The 18,933-nt window shown below is 57.9% G+C and carries 25 protein-coding genes and 1 tRNA gene; 12 read left to right on the plus strand and 14 right to left on the minus strand.

Annotated elements, in window-relative coordinates:
- The first annotated feature begins 221 nt into the window (after positions 1–221).
- The 6 genes from ACIOVB_RS06845 to ACIOVB_RS06870 all read left to right on the plus strand — a co-directional run bounded on the left by ACIOVB_RS06845 (position 222) and on the right by ACIOVB_RS06870 (position 3,997).
- Positions 222–1,106, plus strand: coding sequence for an alpha/beta fold hydrolase (locus ACIOVB_RS06845; RefSeq protein WP_401266077.1), 885 nt, complete (start codon positions 222–224; stop codon positions 1,104–1,106).
- A 159-nt stretch (positions 1,107–1,265) separates the two neighbouring features.
- A tRNA-Gly gene (locus ACIOVB_RS06850) sits at positions 1,266–1,339 on the plus strand.
- A gap of 281 nt (positions 1,340–1,620) precedes the next feature.
- Positions 1,621–1,800, plus strand: a complete 180-nt coding sequence (locus ACIOVB_RS06855) for a type II toxin-antitoxin system HicA family toxin (RefSeq protein ID WP_401266080.1) — start codon at positions 1,621–1,623, stop codon at positions 1,798–1,800.
- Between the two features lie 36 nt (positions 1,801–1,836).
- The gene (locus ACIOVB_RS06860) at positions 1,837–2,244 is read left to right on the plus strand and encodes a type II toxin-antitoxin system HicB family antitoxin (RefSeq protein WP_137218087.1); all 408 of its coding nucleotides are present in this window, start codon (positions 1,837–1,839) and stop codon (positions 2,242–2,244) included.
- Positions 2,245–2,427: 183 nt separating this feature from the next.
- Positions 2,428–2,745, plus strand: a complete 318-nt coding sequence (locus ACIOVB_RS06865; RefSeq protein WP_401266083.1) for a helix-turn-helix transcriptional regulator — start codon at positions 2,428–2,430, stop codon at positions 2,743–2,745.
- A complete protein-coding gene (locus tag ACIOVB_RS06870) occupies positions 2,738–3,997 on the plus strand; it encodes a type II toxin-antitoxin system HipA family toxin (protein ID WP_401266086.1) in 1,260 nt (419 codons plus the stop codon). Before ACIOVB_RS06865 ends, ACIOVB_RS06870 begins: the two co-directional genes overlap by 8 nt.
- A gap of 71 nt (positions 3,998–4,068) precedes the next feature.
- On the opposite strand, the gene ACIOVB_RS06875 is transcribed toward ACIOVB_RS06870, so the two are convergent.
- The gene (locus ACIOVB_RS06875; RefSeq protein ID WP_401266088.1) at positions 4,069–4,431 is read right to left on the minus strand and encodes a DUF6124 family protein; all 363 of its coding nucleotides are present in this window, start codon (positions 4,429–4,431) and stop codon (positions 4,069–4,071) included.
- Between the two features lie 571 nt (positions 4,432–5,002).
- Here ACIOVB_RS06875 and ACIOVB_RS06880 point away from each other — a divergent pair.
- The gene (locus tag ACIOVB_RS06880; protein WP_401266090.1) at positions 5,003–5,731 is read left to right on the plus strand and encodes a class I SAM-dependent methyltransferase; all 729 of its coding nucleotides are present in this window, start codon (positions 5,003–5,005) and stop codon (positions 5,729–5,731) included.
- A gap of 135 nt (positions 5,732–5,866) precedes the next feature.
- Here ACIOVB_RS06880 and tam read toward each other — a convergent pair whose 3' ends face one another.
- On the minus strand, positions 5,867–6,637 hold the full coding sequence (gene tam, locus ACIOVB_RS06885) for a trans-aconitate 2-methyltransferase (RefSeq protein ID WP_401266092.1): 771 nt from the start codon (positions 6,635–6,637) through the stop codon (positions 5,867–5,869).
- 165 nt (positions 6,638–6,802) lie between these two features.
- On the opposite strand from tam, the gene ACIOVB_RS06890 reads away from it, so the two are divergent.
- Positions 6,803–7,213, plus strand: a complete 411-nt coding sequence (locus ACIOVB_RS06890) for a low affinity iron permease family protein (protein WP_187680130.1) — start codon at positions 6,803–6,805, stop codon at positions 7,211–7,213.
- Between the two features lie 46 nt (positions 7,214–7,259).
- Here the strand turns inward: ACIOVB_RS06890 and ACIOVB_RS06895 are convergent, their stop codons facing one another.
- The 6 genes from ACIOVB_RS06895 to ACIOVB_RS06920 all read right to left on the minus strand — a co-directional run bounded on the left by ACIOVB_RS06895 (position 7,260) and on the right by ACIOVB_RS06920 (position 10,717).
- Positions 7,260–7,763 carry a DUF4142 domain-containing protein gene (locus ACIOVB_RS06895; protein ID WP_401266095.1) on the minus strand — a complete coding sequence of 168 codons (504 nt, stop codon included), beginning with the start codon at positions 7,761–7,763 and terminating at the stop codon, positions 7,260–7,262.
- Between the two features lie 75 nt (positions 7,764–7,838).
- Complete coding sequence (locus ACIOVB_RS06900; protein ID WP_080762009.1) at positions 7,839–7,997, minus strand: KGG domain-containing protein; 159 nt, start codon at positions 7,995–7,997, stop codon at positions 7,839–7,841.
- A gap of 126 nt (positions 7,998–8,123) precedes the next feature.
- A complete protein-coding gene (locus tag ACIOVB_RS06905; RefSeq protein WP_401266098.1) occupies positions 8,124–8,762 on the minus strand; it encodes a LysE family translocator in 639 nt (212 codons plus the stop codon).
- Between the two features lie 60 nt (positions 8,763–8,822).
- Positions 8,823–9,239 (minus strand): fosfomycin resistance glutathione transferase, encoded by a 417-nt coding sequence (fos, locus tag ACIOVB_RS06910; protein ID WP_401266100.1) that lies wholly within the window; start codon positions 9,237–9,239, stop codon positions 8,823–8,825.
- A gap of 4 nt (positions 9,240–9,243) precedes the next feature.
- Positions 9,244–9,960 (minus strand): hypothetical protein, encoded by a 717-nt coding sequence (locus ACIOVB_RS06915; RefSeq protein WP_401266103.1) that lies wholly within the window; start codon positions 9,958–9,960, stop codon positions 9,244–9,246.
- A gap of 37 nt (positions 9,961–9,997) precedes the next feature.
- Entirely contained in the window at positions 9,998–10,717 is a 720-nt protein-coding gene (locus ACIOVB_RS06920) for a hypothetical protein (protein WP_401266105.1), read from the minus strand.
- Positions 10,718–10,894: 177 nt separating this feature from the next.
- On the opposite strand from ACIOVB_RS06920, the gene ACIOVB_RS06925 reads away from it, so the two are divergent.
- Both ACIOVB_RS06925 and ACIOVB_RS06930 read left to right on the plus strand, forming a co-directional pair.
- Positions 10,895–11,134 (plus strand): CopG family ribbon-helix-helix protein, encoded by a 240-nt coding sequence (locus tag ACIOVB_RS06925; protein WP_401266189.1) that lies wholly within the window; start codon positions 10,895–10,897, stop codon positions 11,132–11,134.
- On the plus strand, positions 11,124–11,408 hold the full coding sequence (locus ACIOVB_RS06930) for a type II toxin-antitoxin system RelE/ParE family toxin (protein WP_401266107.1): 285 nt from the start codon (positions 11,124–11,126) through the stop codon (positions 11,406–11,408). Before ACIOVB_RS06925 ends, ACIOVB_RS06930 begins: the two co-directional genes overlap by 11 nt.
- A gap of 308 nt (positions 11,409–11,716) precedes the next feature.
- On the opposite strand, the gene yiaY is transcribed toward ACIOVB_RS06930, so the two are convergent.
- The gene (gene yiaY, locus ACIOVB_RS06935; RefSeq protein ID WP_401266110.1) at positions 11,717–12,865 is read right to left on the minus strand and encodes an L-threonine dehydrogenase; all 1,149 of its coding nucleotides are present in this window, start codon (positions 12,863–12,865) and stop codon (positions 11,717–11,719) included.
- Between the two features lie 155 nt (positions 12,866–13,020).
- Between yiaY and ACIOVB_RS06940 the strand changes: the two genes are divergently transcribed.
- Positions 13,021–14,040, plus strand: a complete 1,020-nt coding sequence (locus ACIOVB_RS06940; RefSeq protein ID WP_401266112.1) for a DUF4917 family protein — start codon at positions 13,021–13,023, stop codon at positions 14,038–14,040.
- Between the two features lie 102 nt (positions 14,041–14,142).
- Here the strand turns inward: ACIOVB_RS06940 and ACIOVB_RS06945 are convergent, their stop codons facing one another.
- From ACIOVB_RS06945 to ACIOVB_RS06955, 3 genes are all read right to left on the minus strand, one after another.
- Positions 14,143–14,487 carry a YegP family protein gene (locus tag ACIOVB_RS06945; protein ID WP_401266114.1) on the minus strand — a complete coding sequence of 115 codons (345 nt, stop codon included), beginning with the start codon at positions 14,485–14,487 and terminating at the stop codon, positions 14,143–14,145.
- 165 nt (positions 14,488–14,652) lie between these two features.
- Positions 14,653–14,958, minus strand: a complete 306-nt coding sequence (locus tag ACIOVB_RS06950) for a ribbon-helix-helix domain-containing protein (protein ID WP_187680118.1) — start codon at positions 14,956–14,958, stop codon at positions 14,653–14,655.
- 13 nt (positions 14,959–14,971) lie between these two features.
- The gene (locus ACIOVB_RS06955) at positions 14,972–15,553 is read right to left on the minus strand and encodes a DJ-1/PfpI family protein (RefSeq protein WP_401266117.1); all 582 of its coding nucleotides are present in this window, start codon (positions 15,551–15,553) and stop codon (positions 14,972–14,974) included.
- A gap of 269 nt (positions 15,554–15,822) precedes the next feature.
- Here ACIOVB_RS06955 and ACIOVB_RS06960 point away from each other — a divergent pair, with 269 nt between their 5' ends.
- Positions 15,823–16,713, plus strand: a complete 891-nt coding sequence (locus ACIOVB_RS06960) for a DMT family transporter (RefSeq protein WP_401266119.1) — start codon at positions 15,823–15,825, stop codon at positions 16,711–16,713.
- A gap of 3 nt (positions 16,714–16,716) precedes the next feature.
- Here ACIOVB_RS06960 and ACIOVB_RS06965 read toward each other — a convergent pair whose 3' ends face one another.
- Both ACIOVB_RS06965 and ACIOVB_RS06970 read right to left on the minus strand, forming a co-directional pair.
- The gene (locus ACIOVB_RS06965; protein ID WP_187680115.1) at positions 16,717–17,934 is read right to left on the minus strand and encodes an SAM-dependent methyltransferase; all 1,218 of its coding nucleotides are present in this window, start codon (positions 17,932–17,934) and stop codon (positions 16,717–16,719) included.
- Between the two features lie 349 nt (positions 17,935–18,283).
- Positions 18,284–18,901: a TPM domain-containing protein gene (locus ACIOVB_RS06970; protein ID WP_187681377.1), complete on the minus strand. Its 618-nt coding sequence runs from the start codon at positions 18,899–18,901 to the stop codon at positions 18,284–18,286.
- Between the last annotated feature and the right edge of the window lie 32 nt (positions 18,902–18,933).

The following is an 18,933-nucleotide window of genomic DNA, read 5'->3' on the forward strand; positions in this document are numbered from 1 at the left end:
GTGACCGATGAGTCACAACATACATCCAAGAAACTTTTTGCCGGTAGAGAACCCTCAGGTTCCGCCTTCCCCCGGCAAACTGCCCGCCAATAACAATACCCGTCGACCGTTGTCATGGATCGACATGGGCCAGCAAATTCCAGGCGTATGCCTACCTGTCACAAAGCTCGTGCAATCTCTATTTGCGCGCATACCCGCTTGCTTGCCAGGAGTCTTATGACATGAGGCCAGAAATCGCTGTGCTGGATATACAGGGTCAGTATCGGGTTTACACGGAGTTCTATCGCGCAGACGCCGCAGAAAAGACCATCATCCTGGTCAACGGCTCGATGGCCACGACTGCGTCGTTTGCACAAACCGTGAAAAATCTGCACCCGCAATTCAACGTAGTCTGCTACGACCAGCCCTACGCGGGCCGGTCAAAAGCCCACAACCGCCACGAGAAACATCTGACGAAGGACGTCGAAGGCCAGATTCTGCTGGAGCTGATCGACCACTTCGCCGCCGAGCACGTCCTGTCGTTCTCATGGGGCGGCGCTGCAACCCTGGTTGCCCTCTCGCACCAGCCACGGCGCATCGAAAAAGCCGTGATCAGCTCGTTCTCACCAGTGATCAACGCGCACATGCTCGATTACCTGGAGCGCGGCGTCGATTACCTCGGCCAACGCGACGGCGACCGGGTCGGCGAACTGGTCAACAGCACCATCGGCAAACACCTGCCGTCGCTGTTCAAACGCTTCAACTACCGCCACGTCAGCAGCCTGGCCGAGCACGAATACGGGCAGATGCACTTCCACATCAGCGACGTACTGCACAGCGATCGTCAGTGCTACCTGAACGCGGCGCAAAAGATCAACGTACCTGTGCTGTTTCTCAACGGCGAATGGGACGAATACACCGCCGCCGAAGACGCGCGCCTGTTCGGCAACCACGTGGCGCAAAGTACCTTCACCACCCTGCAAGCCACCGGGCACTTTCTCGACATGGAGCACAAGGCTGCGTGCCGCGATAGCCAGAACGCCCTGCTCGGCTTTCTGAAACCGGCGCAGCAGGCCAGCCGAACGCGTTACTCGTTTGTTCAGGATCACCATGCACTGGCCATTTGAAAAAGCGTCGTCGCGAGCAAGTCTGCCGGTATGAGATGTGTGCATCTGTGCACGCGTCGGGCTTGCCCGCGATTGACCGTTTTCAACGTTGCAACGCCATGCGAGCAAAAGAAAACTTCAAATCCGTGGCCGAGTCTGGTACAAAGTCAGCCGCTCTGAGCGGGTGTCGTATAATGGCATTACTCCAGCTTCCCAAGCTGATAACGAGGGTTCGATTCCCTTCACCCGCTCCAATCGAATTTTTGTCTCACGTTGTTTTTTGACGGGGGATGCAGGAATAGAAAAAAACCGGCCTTGATGGCCGGTTTTTTTGTGTCTGAAAATTGGCTTCATTCCAGACTGTCGAAACAACGAAAAAGCCTGCAACACACCCTCCATTCCTTCGCTGCTTCCCTACCTAGACTGCTTCAAACCACTGAGCCGAGTAATGGACGATGACCGCTCGGTGGTTATAGTGTTGATCAGAGAAAATCGGTAGGTATAGTAGCCACCAAGCACACCACAAGGAGGTGCTGTGAACAGCCGTTTTTTAATCGGCCAGCTCGTCGCAGACGGTTGGTATTTAGTGAGAGTCAGAGGCAGTCACCATCACCTCAAGCATCCCACCAAGCCCTGGCTGGTCACGGTGCCGCATCCAAAGAAGGATCTGCTGAAGAAAACGGCCATCAGTATTTTGCAACAGGCGCTGCTTTGACTTGCTCAGTCAGTAGCACCATGGAGGTCAACGAATATGCTCTACCCGATTGCGATTTCAATAGGTGATGAGGAACACGCCTGGGGCGTGGAAGTACCGGACATTCCCGGTTGTTTTTCAGCGGGCGATGATCTGGATGATGCCGTTGCCATGGCTCGGGAGGCCATTGAGGGGCATTTCGAGATTTTGGCTGAGGACGGTGCGCCGATCCCGGCTGCCAGCAAACTTGGCGTGAACGTGGCCAATCCCAAGTACGCGGGATGCGCGTGGGCAGTGGTGGATATTGATGTCGTGAAGTATTTGGGCAAAGCCCAGAAGCTCAACATCACCCTACCGGGGCATTTGCTTAATCGCATTGATGAATACGTGTTGCACCACCCGGAAGAGAAGAGTCGTTCTGGGTTTCTGGCTTCGGCGGCTTTGAAGGTTTTGCAGCAGGGTTGAGTTTTGTCGCTTCAATCTGCGCTGACCCTACCCTATCCAAGCATGCCTAATTCCATTTTTACGTGAGTTAAATAAGATTTTGTCGTTTAAGCCACAGTATATTGTGCACTGACAACCAAGCCTGAATGTCAGTCAACTCAGAACTCCTGGTGTCATAGCACTTACGCCTACGGTACATACGACATGTTGGATTTAAGCCTCAGCACCGCAAGCGAGATCGTGAAACGGATTTGCCAACGCTTGCGCACAGAACGATTGGCTCTGGAGATGACACAGGCGGACGTAGCCGCACGAGCCGGTATCGGGACGAACACGGTGTCAAACCTTGAAGCCGGGCGTAATGTGGGTTTCGACAATCTGGTGCGAGTCGCCATGGTTCTTGGACGCGGCAAGGAACTCGAAGATCTGTTTTTGCCTAAACTTGAAACCCTGGACGACCTCATTCGCTACGAAAACACTGCCAAGCGTCATCGCATCAAAAGGAAAGCCGACAATGCTTGAGCAAGTTGACGTTTATTACGAGGGCTGGGGTGAACGTTGGCGGTGGGGCACTCTTGCTTCCACGAAAGCCCTGACCGGTCGCCCGCTGATTGTGTTTGAGTTCAGCAACGAGGCGAAAAAAAGAGGGCTGGAACTCTCCTCTTTGAGGCTTCCTTTACAGGGGCCCAAATTGAGCAGGGATTTCCCGTCACATCAGATGGGACTGCCCGGACCCGTTTATGACTCCCTGCCCGACGGCTGGGGCCTGTTACTGATGGACCGATTGTTTAAACGTCGCGGCCTCAACCCCGCGCGCGTTGGTCCTTTGGAGCGCTTGGCCTACATTGGCAACAATGCCATGGGCGCCATGTCGTTCGAACCTGTTGCACCCGAGGCACTGGAACCGCAAATGCATGTTCCCATCGAACTGCTCGCGGCCGAAGTGCAGGAAGTGCTCAAAGGTGAAGGTGGAGAGCTTCTTCAGAAGCTGCTACTGGTGGGAGGCTCTCCCCAAGGGGCACGACCAAAAGCGCTGGTCTATCGCGATCCAGAAAACGATACCTTTACCACGGCAGCCACGCCTGATTTCGAAGCCTGGCTGGTGAAGTTTCCAGCGCAGCAAGAACATCCCGAGGTATGTGCCATCGAAATGGTCTATGCCGAATGCTTACGCTTGTGCGGTATCCAGACTCCTGACACTCGTTATTTCAGCCTGTCTGAGGGAATGGCCGCTTTCGCCACTAAACGCTTTGATCGAAAAAACAATCTGCGGGTGCCGATGCAAAGTCTCGCAGCCTTTACCGGTGCAGATTTCAGATCCCCAGGCTCTTTGGATTACGTCAACTTCTTGCGCGCGACTCAAAAGTGCACCAACGACGTCCGAGAGAAAGCGAGCGCGTTTGAGCGAATCGTCTTCAATGTCGCGTTCAACAACCGAGACGACCATCCGAAGAACTTTGCTTACATCATGTCGCCTGGCGGAGATTGGAAATTAGCGCCCGCCTACGACGTGACCTTCTGCGAGGGGCCCGGTGGTTATCATCAGATGGACGTGATGGGTGAAGCTTTAGAAATTGGACGAGAAAACCTGCTCAACCTTGCAGTGGAAGCTGAGGTGGCAGCGGCAACTGCCGCAGACATCATTGACCGATTCTGCGAGGTGGCAAGCCGATTTTCAGCCATCGCCGAAAGCTCGTATCCGGGGGTGATCACCCGAGAAACCCTTCGCACCATTCAACATCGAATCGATCAAAACATCGCGCTACTTGTGTGAAGTTGCTGCCAGTCAGCAGCCTCGAGAAACCGGCTCTAATTGGCCGGTTTCTTTGGCTTTCAACGTTGTGGTTAAGCCGCCGGCACCACGTTATCCAGCGCCTTATTCACCGCCAACTCACTCAACATCACAATCTGCGCAATGCCAAGCGCGGTCTTGCGGTGTGAGGTGTCGAGCATCGCGGCAAAGTTGTTGAGCAGGGTGGTGGCCGAGCCGAGGGTTTCGCTGGCGTTGGCCAGCAGGGACTCGGTGTCGTACTTCGGGTTGGCGAGGAACATCGGTTCGGGTTCGTTGGTTGAGCCCATGATTTGGGCGGCGGGGCTGAGGTAGTGGTCGAGGGCGCGTTCAGCGGCTTCGTGGAATTTCTTCGAACCGGGCGATTCGTAGGGGGATGCCGGATCGGTGTCTGGCGGGTTTGGCGTAATTTTGAACATGGAATCTTCCTCTATCGGTAACCGCAACCATCCCGCTGCTATACGAAAGGGTGGCAGCTGTACGCAAGTTAGCAGACCGGTAGGAAGACCAAAAACCCGGCGCATCCGAAGATGCCATGCGCACAGCCACCATCAAGCGCAGGCGAATACCTGACTGGAAGATGCACGTGCAACCGTTGGTCAAACCTAGCCGGGCTGCTAAACCCGTTCACTGGAAATCAGTGACGCGAACCAAGTTACCGACCGCCTCCAAGGCGCACAAGCCGGCGGATTCTGGCGTAGCGGTAGGCAACGGCGCAAGGATTTGTAGGCTTCAGGACGTAACATCGAACGCCTTTAAACGCAGCCAGCAGAAAGCGTTTACACATCCAGAAAACCCGGGGAATCGTCCGACATTACAGATCAACAACACTCCCCCGGTTCTCACTTTCCAACCGACCCGATAGCATCTCCCCATCAACCACCACCCTCCCCCTGCGCGGCCATCGACGAATACGCGTCATCACTTTCGAGGGAATCCCAATCGCGGCCGCTGTGCCGCTGACGAACGAACTCAAAAGAGCACTTCCCCATGACTCAAAACATCTACGACGATCCCGAATTTTTCCAGGGCTACAGCCAGATGAACCGCTCCATCGGCGGCCTCGATGCCGCGCCGGAATGGCCGGCGCTCAAGGCGCTATTGCCATCAATGCACGGCCTGAACGTGGTGGACCTGGGTTGCGGATATGGCTGGTTCAGCCGCTGGGCCAGTGAACACGGCGCCGCGAGCGTCCTGGCCCTGGACGTTTCGGAGAAGATGCTGGAACGGGCACGCGAAACCACTACGGCGGCGAACATCCGTTATGAACGGGCCGACCTGGAACAACTCGACTTGCCCGCCTGCAGTTTCGACCTGGCTTACAGCTCGCTGGCGCTGCACTACATCAAGGATCTGCCGGGGCTGTTTACTCACCTCTATGCGGCGCTGAAACCGGGGTCACACTTTGTGTTTTCCATCGAGCATCCGATCTTCATGGCGCCGCGTAATCCCGGTTGGCTGGTCGACAGCGAAGGCCGCAAACGCTGGCCGCTGGACAGTTATCAGAGGGAGGGCGAGAGGGTGACCAATTGGCTGGCGGACGGTGTGATCAAGCAGCACCGTACTGTCGGCACGTTACTGAATTCACTGATTGGCGCTGGATTTACCATTCGCCACGTCAACGAGTGGGGGCCGAGCGATGCGGAAGTGGCGGCGCAACCGGCGCTGGCTGAAGAGCGGGAGCGGCCGATGATGATGTTGGTGGCGGTGCAGCGCTAGGAACGATCAATCACAACTGTGGCGAGGGGATTTATCCCCGATGGGGTGCGCAGCGCCCCCCAAAAAAAGGCCTGCTGCGCAGTCCATCGGGGATAAATCCCCTCGCCACAGATTCAGTACGCCTGAGGATTACCCTCAGCGCGTCGCGACGATAAACAACCGCGGAAACGGCAACAGCACCGAACCATCGGCCAACGCCGGATAAGCCTTCTCAACTTCCGCCAGATACAGCTCCAGATATTGCCCCCGCTCGCTTTCAGTCAGCGGACTCAAAAACGGAATCAACCCACTGCCCTTGAACCACTCCACCACCCCCGCCGCCCCGCCGGGCAACTGGTGGTGATAGGTGGTGCGCCACACATCGACCCGGGCGCAGCACGGTCGCAGCATCGAGAAGTATTCGCTGGCACTGGCCACCTCGGTACGCTGCCCCGCCGCACCGGCGAGTTTGCCGGCCCACGGGCCGTTCGCGGCGACTTCGCGCATCAGCCGGTGGGATGGCTCGTTGAGATTGTCCGGCATCTGGATCGCCAGACTGCCCCCCGCCGACAACTTGCCCGCCAGCGCCGGCAGCAAAGACGCGTGATCGGGCACCCACTGCAACACCGCATTGGCAAAGATCACATCGAACGGCCCTTCATCAGCCCATTGATCAATCTCGGCCACATCAAACTGCAACTGCGGCAGGCGCTTGCGCGCGGCGTCGATCATGTCGGGCGAACTGTCCAACCCACTGACTTTTGCCCCTGCAAAACGCTGCACCAGCAACTCCGTCGAGTTACCGGGGCCGCAACCGATATCGACCACCGACCGCGCGTCAGCCGTGGGAATCGCCGCGAGCAGATCGCGGGCCGGGCGGGTGCGTTCATCTTCGAAAGCGACGTATTGTTTGGCGGACCAACTCATTGCGTTCTCCTGTCGGGGGCGAAAAGCGAGTGCCGCCACGATACAGCTAACGGACAAACCTGGCCTCCCTACCAACGTCGAGCAACGTTCGCGGAGTTGTAATTAGAATTTTCACACCTCAGCAGAGGTCTGTATTTCAAGCGCTTACCAATAAGGAATACAGCCATGAAATTCGCCAAGATCTCGCAGAAACTCGCTCTCTGGGCCGGTAGCCCCTCGACCTTCATGGGCGCGTTGATCCTGATTGCGATATGGGGGATGAGCGGGCCAGTTTTTCAGTTCAACGACACCTGGCAACTGGTCATCAATACCTCGACGACGATCATCACGTTCCTGATGGTGTTCCTGATCCAGAACACGCAGAACCGTGACACCGACATCCTGCATCTGAAGATTGATGAGTTGCTACGGGTGACCAAAGAGGCGCAGAACGCGATGCTGGGGCTGGAGGCACTGGATCTGAAGCAGCTGGAAGCGTTGCGCAAGCACTACCGGACGATGGGTGAGGGAGAGGTTTTCAATCTTGAGGGGTTGGGTGAGAAGAGCAAGCCGAAGCAGGATTTGAATGAGTGTTGAACAACAAAAACGGCGCCTTGGCGCCGTTTTTATTTGAAGTTTGAGATTAACGGCTGGCTTGCAGCGCCCGGGCCATTTGCAGATGGTTTTGCAGCTTGGGCAAGATCTCATCGGCGAAGGCTTTGATCTCCGGCACGTCGGTGGTCTGCGCTTGCTGCTGAATCTGCTGAATGGCTTCTTCCGTGGCTTTGACCTGACTGGCGGCATAGGCCTGATCGAAGGTCGCGCCGTCTTTGACTTCTGAAATCATTTCCTTGGCCTTGTCGGCCATTTCGTCACGCGGCGCGACGGGCAGGTCGAGCTTCTTGGCGATTTTCGCCAGGTGCTGATTGGCCGTGGTGCGGTCGTTGATGACGACGATGGTGTAGTCCTTGACCTCTTTGGATTCGGACTTCTGGTGCGCCAAACGGCTGGCTTCGATGTCGGCCATGCCTTTGGCTGAAGCATCATTGATGAATTCGGCAGGCGACTGGGCAAAGGCGCTGCTGGCGAATAACCCTAAAACGGTGACAAAACTTAAACGACGTACGTGGGTGGCCATCCGGCTCATGGTCGCGCCCTCCTTCTTGCTGAATTCAAGCGGGAGCTTGCGCCCCCGCCTCTCAATCAAAACTACCTTCACCGACTACTTCGATTTCTGAGCAGGCTTGCGGCCCGTTTCTGTTTTCGCAGGCTCTTTATCGACCGTCGTTGTCGTGGTTTTCCCACCTTTGCGACCGGCTTCAGACGCCTTCGTTCGATCGTTGGCGAAGTTTCCCGAGTTCGAGTTTCTTGAATTAGGCATGATTCTCTACCTCTTGGTATTGATCGCGGCGAGCAGGTGCCCGCCTAGATTGAGAATTTTCTGCCAGGCAAAGGTTTAGAAAAATTGCCGCCTGCGCGACGAACGGTGAAACCCGAGTCGCGAAAATCAAGCCTTGTTCGGCAGCAATCCTGGCAGCGCATGCATCAGCGCATTGATGGCGAACCCGATGAACATCACGCCACACAACCGCGTGATGAGCAGTTCGTGCCGCTGATAGATCGTGCGTACCCGCTGCGCGCCGACCACGCCGATGAGAATCGCGTAGGCAATTAATCCGCCGAGGAAACTCAGGGCGATCAGCGCCGGCAGCATCGACCAGTTGAGCAGTTCGGCGCGGCTCGACAACAGCGCGGTAAAGGTCGCCACCGCGACCGGGTAGGCCTTCGGATTGGTCAGCCCGAACAGGATGCCGTGCCAGAACGGATTGCGCGCTGCGCCCTGCGGTTCATCGTCGCTGCGACGTTGCGCACGCACCGCACGCCAGCCGAGCCAGAACAGGTACAAGCCGCTGAGCACGCCGAGTACATCAAACGCGGTGCTGCCGATTTCCCGTGCGCCAACAATCGCGATCAACGCGGTGCTGCACCAGACCACATCGCCAAGCAGATGCCCGCAAAGAAACCCCGCACCGGCCCGTCGCCCATGCGCTGCGCCAATGCCGAACACCACCAGCACGCCCGGCCCGGGAGTGATGCCGTAAATGAAACCCGAGGCCAGCACGGCCATTAGCAACGATGGAGTCATGGAAAACCTGCAAGCGCCAGAATACGTGGCGGCCAGTCTATATCAGCCGATTGAGCGAGTTCACGGCTCGTCGTAAAAACGCATGCCGGCATACGGTTTCAGCCGACACGCCGCCAGCCGCGAGGCGAGATCGCCGACGTGGGCTTCGAGCTTGTGGCCGTCGGGGTCGAGAAAGTAGAACGACGCACCTTCGCTGCGGTTGTCCCGCCATTCCCGCACGCTGGCCGCTTTTAGCTGTTCTACGAACAGCGGGAAATCCGCCTCACCGAGGCTGAAGGCGTAATGGGTGTAGTCGGCGCACGGCTCGGCCGTGAGCTGCGAATCGAACGACAGGCACAACCACAGCCCCGGCAACGACAGATAGGCGCCAGCGTCCCACGTGGCTTCGACGCGCAGACCCAACACATCGCGATAGAACCCGAGGCTGCGGTTGAGATCGCTGACGGCGAGGGTCAGGTGGTTGAGGCCGGTGAGCATCGGATCAGTAGCCTCGCAGGTCTTCGGGGACGGTGTATTGCTGGCCGTCGTAGGTCAGGGTGATTTGGGTCTTTTTCAGCACGGTATCTTTCGAAACGCACTGTTTTCCCGACTGAGTGTTTTTCATCTTGCTGCCGCTGGTGGTGATGATCAAATCGGCGAGACCGTTGTGACTCGTGGTGCCGATGTCGACTGTCCGGCGAATTTTCTTCATGTAGCCTTCGCAGTCATTCATGAACTCACCGTTGTTCTTGTAGATCACCAACCCTTCCAGCACCGGGCGCAGCTTATCGCCTTCGCGAACATACAGCGCCAGATCGGTTTTCTCGTAGGGAATGGCGTGGGAACTGTGGGTGAACTTCGAACGCAGGCCAAAAGCCCGCACGTCCGACGCCAGTCGGTAGCGGCCCGTGTCGACGCGAAGATCGTCAAACCGCACGGCATCGGAGTTGTAGGCGCCCGGTTTACGGTAACTGGCGATGGGGTTGGCGTTGCTGGCATTGACGAGCGCCAGATCCAGATCGAACACCCCGGCCTCGTCGTCGCCGGGGTCGGCCAGGTACGTGGATTTGACCGCAATCGCCTGCGCCGGGAAGGCTGGCCAGACGATGCAGCGTGACAGTGATTGGCCGTCGAAGGTCTTGGTGGTGCAGGCGGCCTGGGCCTGGGCAGCGATGGCCAGAAAACCGAGGGCGATAAGGAGTCTGGTTGGGCTGAGCATGGTTCTTCCTTGATATAAGTCGTGTTTGGCAGATCAGTCAGAGACCTTTGAAACCGGGTGGCAAAACGTAAGTTTTTCCGTCGTAGTGCAAGGTTGTCAAAACCGGTTGGTAGACGTTGGATTTATCATCACAAGCGTCCGCATCCCCCACACTTGTCGTGTCTGTTTGCTGGGTTTTAACGATCAAGTCTGCGTAACCGTGGGAGCTTGTTTTAGCAATTTCGACGGTTCTTGAAATCTCGAAACGCTCGCCAGCGCAGTTGTCATCCCACTCGCCGCCATACTCATAAACCAACAACTGACGCAGGACCGGACGCAACTTTTCGCCCTCCATCACGTAGAGCGTCAGTTGGCTTTCATCTCTGGGATTGAGGCGCGAACCATTAGTGAGTCGTGCGCGTACTCCAAAGGCTCGAAGGTCGGGGGTGAGTTTGTAGCGCGCAGTGTCGAGTGTCATTTCTTGCAAGTGGACGCCATCCATTACGAAGGCAGCGGCCTGCTGATAAGCGGCAACCGGATTCGGTTGACCATCCTTCAGAACAGACAAGTCCAGATCATGAGCACCGAGCGCGTCAGCGGTGCCACGCACAAACCGCGTCTTGGCGCTGAGGGTCAGCCCTGGGTAAGCCGGCCAGTCCTTGCAGACAGACACATCCTCCGCAGTTACCGTCGCCGGCGTGCACTCGGCAAACACCTGCCCCGCCATCAACCCTGCGCACAGCGCCACACACCCGATCAATCCAGACTTCACTGTCACGTCCCGCTCCTTGATGACTTTTCAGCCGCGCACTATCCCCTTCTCAACAAACTGTTTCAACCGAGCAAATGCTAAATGGCCATCACTCTCAGCGGTTCAGATAGACAAATGGAGCTAGCCGTTGCTACGCACGACACTGTAGTGTTGTGTAATACAAACCACTACATCGAGTTCGCCATGTCCGTCATGTCTCTACGTATCCCCGATGAAATTGCAGACACCCTCGCCAACCTCGCCAAAGCCACTGGCCGTAGCAAGTCTTACCTGGCAGTGGATGCATTGCGCGAATACCTGACGCGCGAGGCTTGGCAGATAGAAGAAATTCAACAAGCGCTGAAGGAAGCCGACGCCGGTGATTTCGCTTCTGCTGATGAAGTCAGGGCCATCGCCGAAAAATGGGATGCCAATGCGCGTTGAGTGGCTGAAAACTGCATTAAAGAATCTCGATGACGAAGCTTCCTACATTGCGATTGAAAATCCGAAGGCTGCCTCAGAGTTTGTTCAGGCCATTCTTGCCAGCGTTGATCACCTCGCCCGGTTTCCTGCCTCTGGACGAAAGGGGCGCTTAGCCGGAACACGAGAATGGGCTCTTCCTGATCGCCCCTATTTGATTCCGTACAGGGTGCGTCAGGGCTGTTTACAGGTTTTGCGTGTCTTCCATACCCGTCGACTCCCACCCAGCAAGTGGTAGAACGCGTTCATGCGCCGCTGATCAATGTCCCGCAGGCCCTGCCGACGACACCGTCAGAATCAGGTCCGTGCCGCTGGTGAAGGTGGTGTTGATTGAGTGGGGTGTTTGGGAGAAATGTGGCGGTTGTCGGGTGATGTGAGAACTCGGGGGATTTGTAGTGCCTGGAAGCCAGTTTTCGCGGGCAAGCCCGCTCCCACAGGGAGCGGCATTAGACACAGCATTTGTATGTCACCGCGGACACTGTGGGAGCGGGCTTGCCCGCGAAAGGGCCGGCCCGGTCATCGAAATCTTTCCCGCAAACGCTGCTCTCAAAACGCGTTGCGGAAAATCTCTTCGATCTGCCGCTGATCCGCCACACGCGGGTTGGTCAGACCGCAGGCGTCTTTGAGGGCATTGGCGGCGAGCATCGGGATATCGGTGAGTTTGGCGCCGAGCTCACGCAAACCGCCGGGAATCTCGACATCTTTGGCCAGGCTACGGATCGCATTGATCGCCGCTTGGGCGCCCTCTTCCGGACTGAAACCATGAACATCTGCGCCCATCGCGTGGGCCACATCGGTCAGGCGATCGGCACACACCAACGCATTGAACGTCTGCACATGTGGCAGCAATACGGCGTTGCACACGCCGTGGGGCAAGTCGTAGAACCCGCCCAACTGATGCGCCATCGCGTGCACGTAGCCAAGGGACGCATTGTTGAACGCCATGCCGGCAAGGAACTGCGCGTAGGCCATGTTCTCCCGCGCCGCGAGGTCGCTGCCGTCGCGCACAGCCAGGCGAAGGTTGTTGCTGATCAGGATCATCGCCTTCAGCGCACAGGCGTCGGTGATCGGGTTGGCGGCAGTCGATACATAGGCTTCGATGGCGTGGGTCAGTGCGTCCATGCCGGTGGCGGCGGTCAGGCTTTTCGGCATGGCGACCATCAGTGCCGGGTCGTTGACCGACAACAGCGGCGTAACGTTACGGTCGACGATGGCCATTTTTACGTGGCGCGATTCATCGGTGATGATGCAGAACCGGGTCATCTCGCTGGCGGTGCCGGCGGTGGTGTTGATCGCGATCAGCGGCAGTTGCGGCTTGGTTGATTGATCGACGCCTTCGTAATCCCGAATCTGCCCGCCGTTGGTCGCGCACAGCGCAATACCCTTGGCGCAGTCATGGGGCGAACCGCCGCCCAGCGACACCACGAAATCACAGCGACTTTCCTTGAGCAGCCCCAGGCCGGACTCGACGTTGGCGATGCTCGGGTTCGGTTTGGCGCCATCGAAGATCACCGAGTCGATGTCCTGCATGGCCAGTTTCTCGGCGACCATGGTCGCCACGCCGGCCTTGGCCAGCCCCGCATCGGTGACGATCAGTGCCTTGCGAAAGCCGTAGTTGCGGATCGCGACCATGGCTTCGTCGAGGCAGCCGCTGCCCATGATGTTGACCGCCGGAATGAAAAAGGTGCTGCTCATTGTGTCTCTCCTGACTGGGGCCAAATCGACAGCTGCGATCCGACGGGTACACACAGCATCGACCGATCGGTCACGGCGTATGTTGATCTGGCTCAATGCCCGCTCGTGATAAAGTCGCCGCCCATCAGCCCCTATGTTTTGAGATGTGCCAAGCAATGAGCGATTTTCTGGATGTCGACGCCACCCTCGAAGACTGGAGCAGCCTGCGCGCCGCGACCGATTTCAAGGGCTTGCTGGTGGGGAACGGCGCCAGCCGCGCGGTGTGGGACGACTTCGGTTATGACTCGCTGTTCGAAAACGCCCGTACCGTGGAAGACAAACCCCTGAGCCCATCGGAACTGGCGGTGTTCGACGCGATGCAGACGCGCAGCTTCGAACAAGTGCTCGGCGCACTGAAAACCACCAGCCGGGTCAACAAGGCACTGGCCGTCAGCTCGGCAGCGCCGCGCAATCGCTACTACGCAATCAAGGAAGCGCTGATCAACAGCGTGCACGCCATCCATATTCCGTGGCGACTGGTGCAGGCATCGACGCTGGCGACGCTCAATGAAGAACTGGCGCGCTATCGCACGGTGTTCACCACCAATTACGACTTGCTCAACTACTGGGCGCTCCAGCACCGCAGCGAAGCCATCGACGATCTGTTCAACGGCCCGAATGCGAGTTTCGACCTGAGCGAAAGCGCCACGAAAAAACCGCGTTTACTGTACCTGCACGGCGGTCTGCATCTGGTGCGCAACCAGGATGGCACCGCGCGCAAACTGACCTCGACCGAAGGCACGCTGCTCGGCAGCTTCGCGATCAACAACACGCTGAAGACGCTGGACGACGTGCCGCTGTTCATCAACGAAGGGCCGAGTGCCGAGAAACTCAGAACCATTCGCAGCTCGGATTATCTGTCGTTCTGTTACGAGCAGTTATTGGGTCATGGCGACAGTCTGTGCATCTTCGGCCATGCCTTGGCCGAGCAGGACAGCCACATCGTGCGGGCCTTGCGCCTGGCGAAACCGAAGGTGGTGGCGATCTCGATTTATCCGCGCAGTGCAGCGTTCATTCAGCATCAGAAGCGGCATTACGCGAAGGTGTTTGAAGGGACTGGGGTGGCGTTGCGGTTTTTTGATGCGAAGACGCATGCGTTGGGAAATCCGAAGTTGTCGGTGCCGGTCGAGGTTTAGCGGCGAGGCTTCTGACGTCATCGCCAGCCGGCTAGCCCACACAGGGGAATGTATTCCGATGTGGGAGCTAGCCGGCTCGCACAGTTTGGTTTTCAGTGTTTTCTAGAGAACCGGCAGGGTCTTGTCCTTGATGGTTTTGGTCGAACCGTTGGCCTTCACGCTGGCAATGCCTTTGTCGCACGCTGCATCCGAGGAATACGCTTCGCTGCTGCCGATGATCTGGTGATTGGCGGCTTTGAGATTGAAATAGGGATGACCGTCCTTGGTGGTTTTCTTCTCGTAACGCTCATCCAGCGGGCTGTTGGTCTGCACCGAGGCGATGCCGCCGTCGGCTGCCGCGCGAGTGGTGTAGAGCTCACTGGTGAGAATGGTTTCGGCGTTGGCTGCCTTGAGTACAAACCTGAACTGGCCGTTGCTGCTTTTACTGACTTCGTACCATCCGGACATGCTCGTTTCTCCTTGGCGATTAAGAAGTTTCGCGCCTCAGAGTAAAGACCAGTCCAGAACATCTGTCGCCTGAACCGCCCCCTTCGCGAGCAAGCTCGCTCCCACATTGGAATGCATTTCCCTGTGGGAGCCAGCCTGCTGGCGATGGCGTCTGTCCGGTCTCGGCTATTTCACCACCGCCCGCACCACCGACAACTCAGGCGCAGCACTACGCCGCTGCGAAAGATACCGCGTACAACTTACCCGCAGGAACGACGCAAAGTTCACCACTTCCCCGCGATAATCCATCACCTCTTCATACAGCTTGGCGATCAGTTGATTGGTGGTCATGCCATCGACTTCGGCGATTTCGCTGAGGATGTCCCAAAACTGGTTTTCCAGGCGCAACGTCGTCACCACCCCGCAGATGCGCAGCGAACGCGAGCGCGATTCGTAGAGAATCGGGTCAGCCTTGACGTAGAGCTCGCACATGGGCGAATCCTCGTTACAGGGTGATTTTAGTGCCGAGCAAACCGAGGAAACCGGCCAGCCAGTTCGGATGCGCCGGCCATGCCGGGGCGGTGACCAGATTGCCTTGAACGTGGCCGTCGGTCACGGGAATGTCGATGTACGTGCCGCCCGCCAGTCGGACTTCCGGCGCGCAGGCCGGGTAGGCGCTGCATTCGCGCCCTTCGAGAACCCCCGCCGCCGCCAGCAACTGCGCGCCGTGACACACCGCTGCGATCGGCTTGCCAGCCTTGTCGAAGGCGCGTACCAGTTCGAGGACTTTTTCATTCAGTCGCAGGTATTCCGGCGCACGACCACCCGGAATTACCAGTGCGTCGTAATCCGCCTCGCGGACCTTGGCGAAATCAAAATTGAGGGCAAACAGGTGACCCGGTTTTTCGCTGTAGGTCTGGTCGCCTTCAAAGTCGTGGATGGCGGTGCGCACGGTTTTGCCGGCGGCCTTGTCCGGGCATACCGCGTGGACGGTGTGGCCGACCATTTGCAGGCCCTGGAACGGCACCATCACTTCGTAGTCTTCGACGTAATCGCCGACCAGCATCAGGATCTTTTTCGCGGCCATGGGGCGGACTCCTCTGGAAATTGCCTGGGAGTGTTCAAGGTAGACCCATTCCGGGCCGTCAGGTAATAACCGGGTACTACCGAGTTATCGTTCATCGCGAGCAGGCTCACTCCTACAGGGGAACGCATTTCAACTGTAGGAGTGAGCCTGCTCGCGATGGCGCCCGCAAACTGTACGCCTAACTCTGCGCCTGGCTGTACCAGCCCGAATGGCCCGGTTTATGGCTTGATGAAGGCAATCCCCTGCCACCTTCGATTCTGGTTCTCATCATGTCTTCGCGCGAAAACACCGGCATGGCCCTCGGCCTGCTCGGGGTTGTGATTTTCAGCCTTACCCTGCCCTTCACCCGCATCGTCGTGCAGGAACTGCATCCCTTGCTCAATGGCTTAGGCCGCGCCTTGTTCGCGGCGATTCCGGCAGCGTTACTGTTGTTATGGCGACGGGAGAAGTGGCCGACGTGGGCACAGGTCAAAGGCCTTAGCATGGTGATCGCCGGGGTGATTCTCGGTTTCCCGGTGTTGTCGGCCTGGGCCATGCAGACGTTGCCGGCGTCCCACGGTGCGCTGGTCAACGGATTGCAGCCGTTGTGCGTGGCGCTTTATGCCGCTTGGTTGTCCCACGAACGGCCGTCAAAAGCCTTCTGGGCCTGCGCCGCGCTGGGCAGTGCGCTGGTGCTTGGTTATGCGTTGTTTACCGGGGCCGGCAGCATTCAGGCCGGGGATTTATTGATGCTCGGCGCGATTGCCGTGGGAGGTCTGGGCTACGCCGAGGGCGGCCGGTTGGCCAAGGAGATGGGCGGCTGGCAGGTGATCTGTTGGGCGCTGGTGCTGTCGACGCCGCTGTTGATCGGCCCGGTGCTGTATTTGGCGCTGCAACATCAGGGCGCGGTGTCAGCCAAGGCATGGTGGGCGTTTGGGTATGTGGCGCTGTTTTCGCAGTTTCTCGGCTTCTTCGCCTGGTACGCCGGGCTGGCCATGGGTGGCATTGCCCGGGTCAGTCAGATCCAGTTGCTGCAGATCTTCTTCACCATCGCGTTTTCGGCGCTGTTCTTTGGTGAACATGTGGAGCCGATCACCTGGGTGTTTGCTTGCGGGGTGATTGCGACCGTCATGCTCGGTCGCAAGACCGCTGTGCAGCCAGCAAAGGCTGCCACTGCGTGAGATTCAGCTCAGATAACCATCCGCGCGCAGCAAGGTTTCCAGACAGTGCTCGCTGATGTTGTAGAACGCCTTCAATTCCTCAATCTTCACCAACAGCTGAGCCGGGTCTACCGGCTCGGCGCGTTTCACCGCCAGAATCATCTTGTTCTTGTTGGTGTGGTCCAGTGAAATGAACTCGAACACCTTGGTCTCGTAACCACAGGCCTCAAGGAACAGCGCACGCAAGCTGTCGGTGACCATTTCCGCCTGCTGGCCGAGGTGCAGACCGTATTGCAGCATCGGCTTGAGCAGCGCCGGGCTCTGGATTTGCAGGCGGATCTGTTTGTGGCAGCACGGCGAGCACATGATGATCGACGCGCCCGAACGAATGCCGGTGTGGATCGCGTAATCGGTGGCGATGTCGCAGGCATGCAGGGCGATCATCACGTCCAGCTCGCTCGGCGCCACGCTGCGCACGTCACCGCACTTGAACACCAGCCCCGGATGATCCAGCTTCGCCGCCGCAGCGTTGCACAGGTTGACCATCTCTTCGCGCAATTCGACGCCGGTGACTTCACCCTCGGCCTTCAAGGTGTTGCGCAGGTAATCGTGAATCGCGAAGGTCAGATAACCCTTGCCCGAACCGAAATCTGCGACCCGCACCGGCTTGTCCAGCGCCAGCGGGGACGAGGTCAGGGCATGGCTGAAGACTTCGATGAACTTGTTGATCTGCTTCCACTTGCGCGACATCGCCGGGATCAGCTCTTGTTGCGCATTGGTCACGCCCAGATCCTTGAGGAACGGTCGGCTCAACTCCAGAAAGCGGTTTTTTTCGCGGTTGTGTTCGGCGGACGGCGCTTCGCGCAGTTGCTGGGGTTTGCTCTTGAACAGCGAACTCTTGCCTTTTTTGCTGTATTCGAGCTGTGCTTCATCAGTCACGGCCAGCAAATGCGCATTTTTGAACGAGGCCGGCAACACCTCGGCAATCATCGCCACGCCTTCGGCCAGTGGCAGATTCTTGGTGATGTCGCGGGTCTTGTAGCGATAGACGAAGGACAGGTTTGGCTGCGCCTTGACCGTCACCGGTTTGATGATGACCCGCTGCAGATCCGTTTCTTCACCGACGTATTTGGCCAGCACCAGTTTGATGAAACCGTTCTGCTCGAGGCTGGTTTGCAGCAGCTCGATGAACTGGGCGTGGTGATCTGGCGCCGATTTGGCGGATGGGGCGGTAACGGACATGAACAAGCGGCCTCGGGGGGCGAATCGGGAATGGCGGGTATTTTAGGGGGCATAGGGGTTGGGGACACGCTCTTATTTACCGAACGGTTTTAAATGAGGCCCTCACCCTAGCCCTCTCCCAGAGGTAGAGGGGACCGATTGGGGGATATTTGAGAAATTTACCGACTTGAAAGACTGGCGCTGAATCCATGATCGACCCGATTCTTGCTTGGCAGTGAATCCATCATAGACCCGGTTTTTCCTCGGATCTGAATCCATAATCGACGCGATCTTTCAGGTCGATGGATAGCGACGGACACCTCGGTCAGCCCCCTCTCCCTCTGGGAGAGGGCTGGGGTGAGGGTTTTCCTCATGCCAACACCACCAACCGGTTCGGCAACTCATTGCGCACCTGCGTCACCGGTACATGCACCTTCAACAGCTCCCCACACGCCTCGACGCACTGCACAAACCCCTCAAGTGTGTGCCCCTGCCGCACTTGTTCGGTAAACGCCGCGACAATCGCATCCCAGTTTTTATTGTCCAGCCGACTGGAGATCCCCTCGTCCACCAGAATCTCCACGTAGCGTTCGGCCTCGCAGACAAAAATCAGCATGCCGGTGCTGCCCACCGTGTGATGCAGGTTTTGCTCAAGAAACTGCCGCCGCGCCAGATTCGAGGCGCGCCAGTGCCGCACGCGGCGCGGCACCAGGTGGGTGGTGATTTTCGGCAGACGAAACAGCAGGCACAGCACAATGAACAAGCCCCATTGCACCAACAGCAAACTGCGCAAGGTCAGCCAGCCGGTCAGGTAATGCACGACGCCCGGCACCACCAGCGCCAGCAAACTGGCCCAAAGCAACGGGATGTACGCGTAATCGTCGGCGCGGGCGGCCAGCACTGTCACCAGTTCGGCGTCGGTGTCGCGCTCGACCCGGGCGATTGCCTCGGCGACTTTGCGTTGTTCGTGTTCAGTCAGTAATGCCATGTCAAAGAGTGCCTGCTCATTATTGTTGTGTG

The organism is Pseudomonas sp. NPDC087639 (assembly GCF_044743385.1).
Taxonomy (GTDB): Bacteria; Pseudomonadota; Gammaproteobacteria; order Pseudomonadales; family Pseudomonadaceae; genus Aquipseudomonas.

What these genes read in the sequence shown, in the direction of transcription:
- ACIOVB_RS06965 (WP_187680115.1), bottom strand. Translation starts at nt 17,934, where the DNA reads ATGTCCGTTACCGCCCCATCCGCCAAATCGGCGCCAGATCACCACGCC.
- ACIOVB_RS06880 (WP_401266090.1), top strand. Translation starts at nt 5,003, where the DNA reads ATGACTCAAAACATCTACGACGATCCCGAATTTTTCCAGGGCTACAGC.
- ACIOVB_RS06955 (WP_401266117.1), bottom strand. Translation starts at nt 15,553, where the DNA reads ATGGCCGCGAAAAAGATCCTGATGCTGGTCGGCGATTACGTCGAAGAC.
- ACIOVB_RS06870 (WP_401266086.1), top strand. Translation starts at nt 2,738, where the DNA reads ATGCTTGAGCAAGTTGACGTTTATTACGAGGGCTGGGGTGAACGTTGG.
- ACIOVB_RS06950 (WP_187680118.1), bottom strand. Translation starts at nt 14,958, where the DNA reads ATGTGCGAGCTCTACGTCAAGGCTGACCCGATTCTCTACGAATCGCGC.
- ACIOVB_RS06860 (WP_137218087.1), top strand. Translation starts at nt 1,837, where the DNA reads ATGCTCTACCCGATTGCGATTTCAATAGGTGATGAGGAACACGCCTGG.
- tam (WP_401266092.1), bottom strand. Translation starts at nt 6,637, where the DNA reads ATGAGTTGGTCCGCCAAACAATACGTCGCTTTCGAAGATGAACGCACC.
- ACIOVB_RS06865 (WP_401266083.1), top strand. Translation starts at nt 2,428, where the DNA reads ATGTTGGATTTAAGCCTCAGCACCGCAAGCGAGATCGTGAAACGGATT.
- ACIOVB_RS06940 (WP_401266112.1), top strand. Translation starts at nt 13,021, where the DNA reads ATGAGCGATTTTCTGGATGTCGACGCCACCCTCGAAGACTGGAGCAGC.
- ACIOVB_RS06890 (WP_187680130.1), top strand. Translation starts at nt 6,803, where the DNA reads ATGAAATTCGCCAAGATCTCGCAGAAACTCGCTCTCTGGGCCGGTAGC.
- ACIOVB_RS06960 (WP_401266119.1), top strand. Translation starts at nt 15,823, where the DNA reads ATGTCTTCGCGCGAAAACACCGGCATGGCCCTCGGCCTGCTCGGGGTT.
- ACIOVB_RS06915 (WP_401266103.1), bottom strand. Translation starts at nt 9,960, where the DNA reads ATGCTCAGCCCAACCAGACTCCTTATCGCCCTCGGTTTTCTGGCCATC.
- ACIOVB_RS06925 (WP_401266189.1), top strand. Translation starts at nt 10,895, where the DNA reads ATGTCCGTCATGTCTCTACGTATCCCCGATGAAATTGCAGACACCCTC.
- yiaY (WP_401266110.1), bottom strand. Translation starts at nt 12,865, where the DNA reads ATGAGCAGCACCTTTTTCATTCCGGCGGTCAACATCATGGGCAGCGGC.
- ACIOVB_RS06970 (WP_187681377.1), bottom strand. Translation starts at nt 18,901, where the DNA reads ATGGCATTACTGACTGAACACGAACAACGCAAAGTCGCCGAGGCAATC.
- ACIOVB_RS06875 (WP_401266088.1), bottom strand. Translation starts at nt 4,431, where the DNA reads ATGTTCAAAATTACGCCAAACCCGCCAGACACCGATCCGGCATCCCCC.
- ACIOVB_RS06930 (WP_401266107.1), top strand. Translation starts at nt 11,124, where the DNA reads ATGCGCGTTGAGTGGCTGAAAACTGCATTAAAGAATCTCGATGACGAA.
- ACIOVB_RS06900 (WP_080762009.1), bottom strand. Translation starts at nt 7,997, where the DNA reads ATGCCTAATTCAAGAAACTCGAACTCGGGAAACTTCGCCAACGATCGA.
- ACIOVB_RS06905 (WP_401266098.1), bottom strand. Translation starts at nt 8,762, where the DNA reads ATGACTCCATCGTTGCTAATGGCCGTGCTGGCCTCGGGTTTCATTTAC.
- fos (WP_401266100.1), bottom strand. Translation starts at nt 9,239, where the DNA reads ATGCTCACCGGCCTCAACCACCTGACCCTCGCCGTCAGCGATCTCAAC.
- ACIOVB_RS06895 (WP_401266095.1), bottom strand. Translation starts at nt 7,763, where the DNA reads ATGAGCCGGATGGCCACCCACGTACGTCGTTTAAGTTTTGTCACCGTT.
- ACIOVB_RS06945 (WP_401266114.1), bottom strand. Translation starts at nt 14,487, where the DNA reads ATGTCCGGATGGTACGAAGTCAGTAAAAGCAGCAACGGCCAGTTCAGG.
- ACIOVB_RS06845 (WP_401266077.1), top strand. Translation starts at nt 222, where the DNA reads ATGAGGCCAGAAATCGCTGTGCTGGATATACAGGGTCAGTATCGGGTT.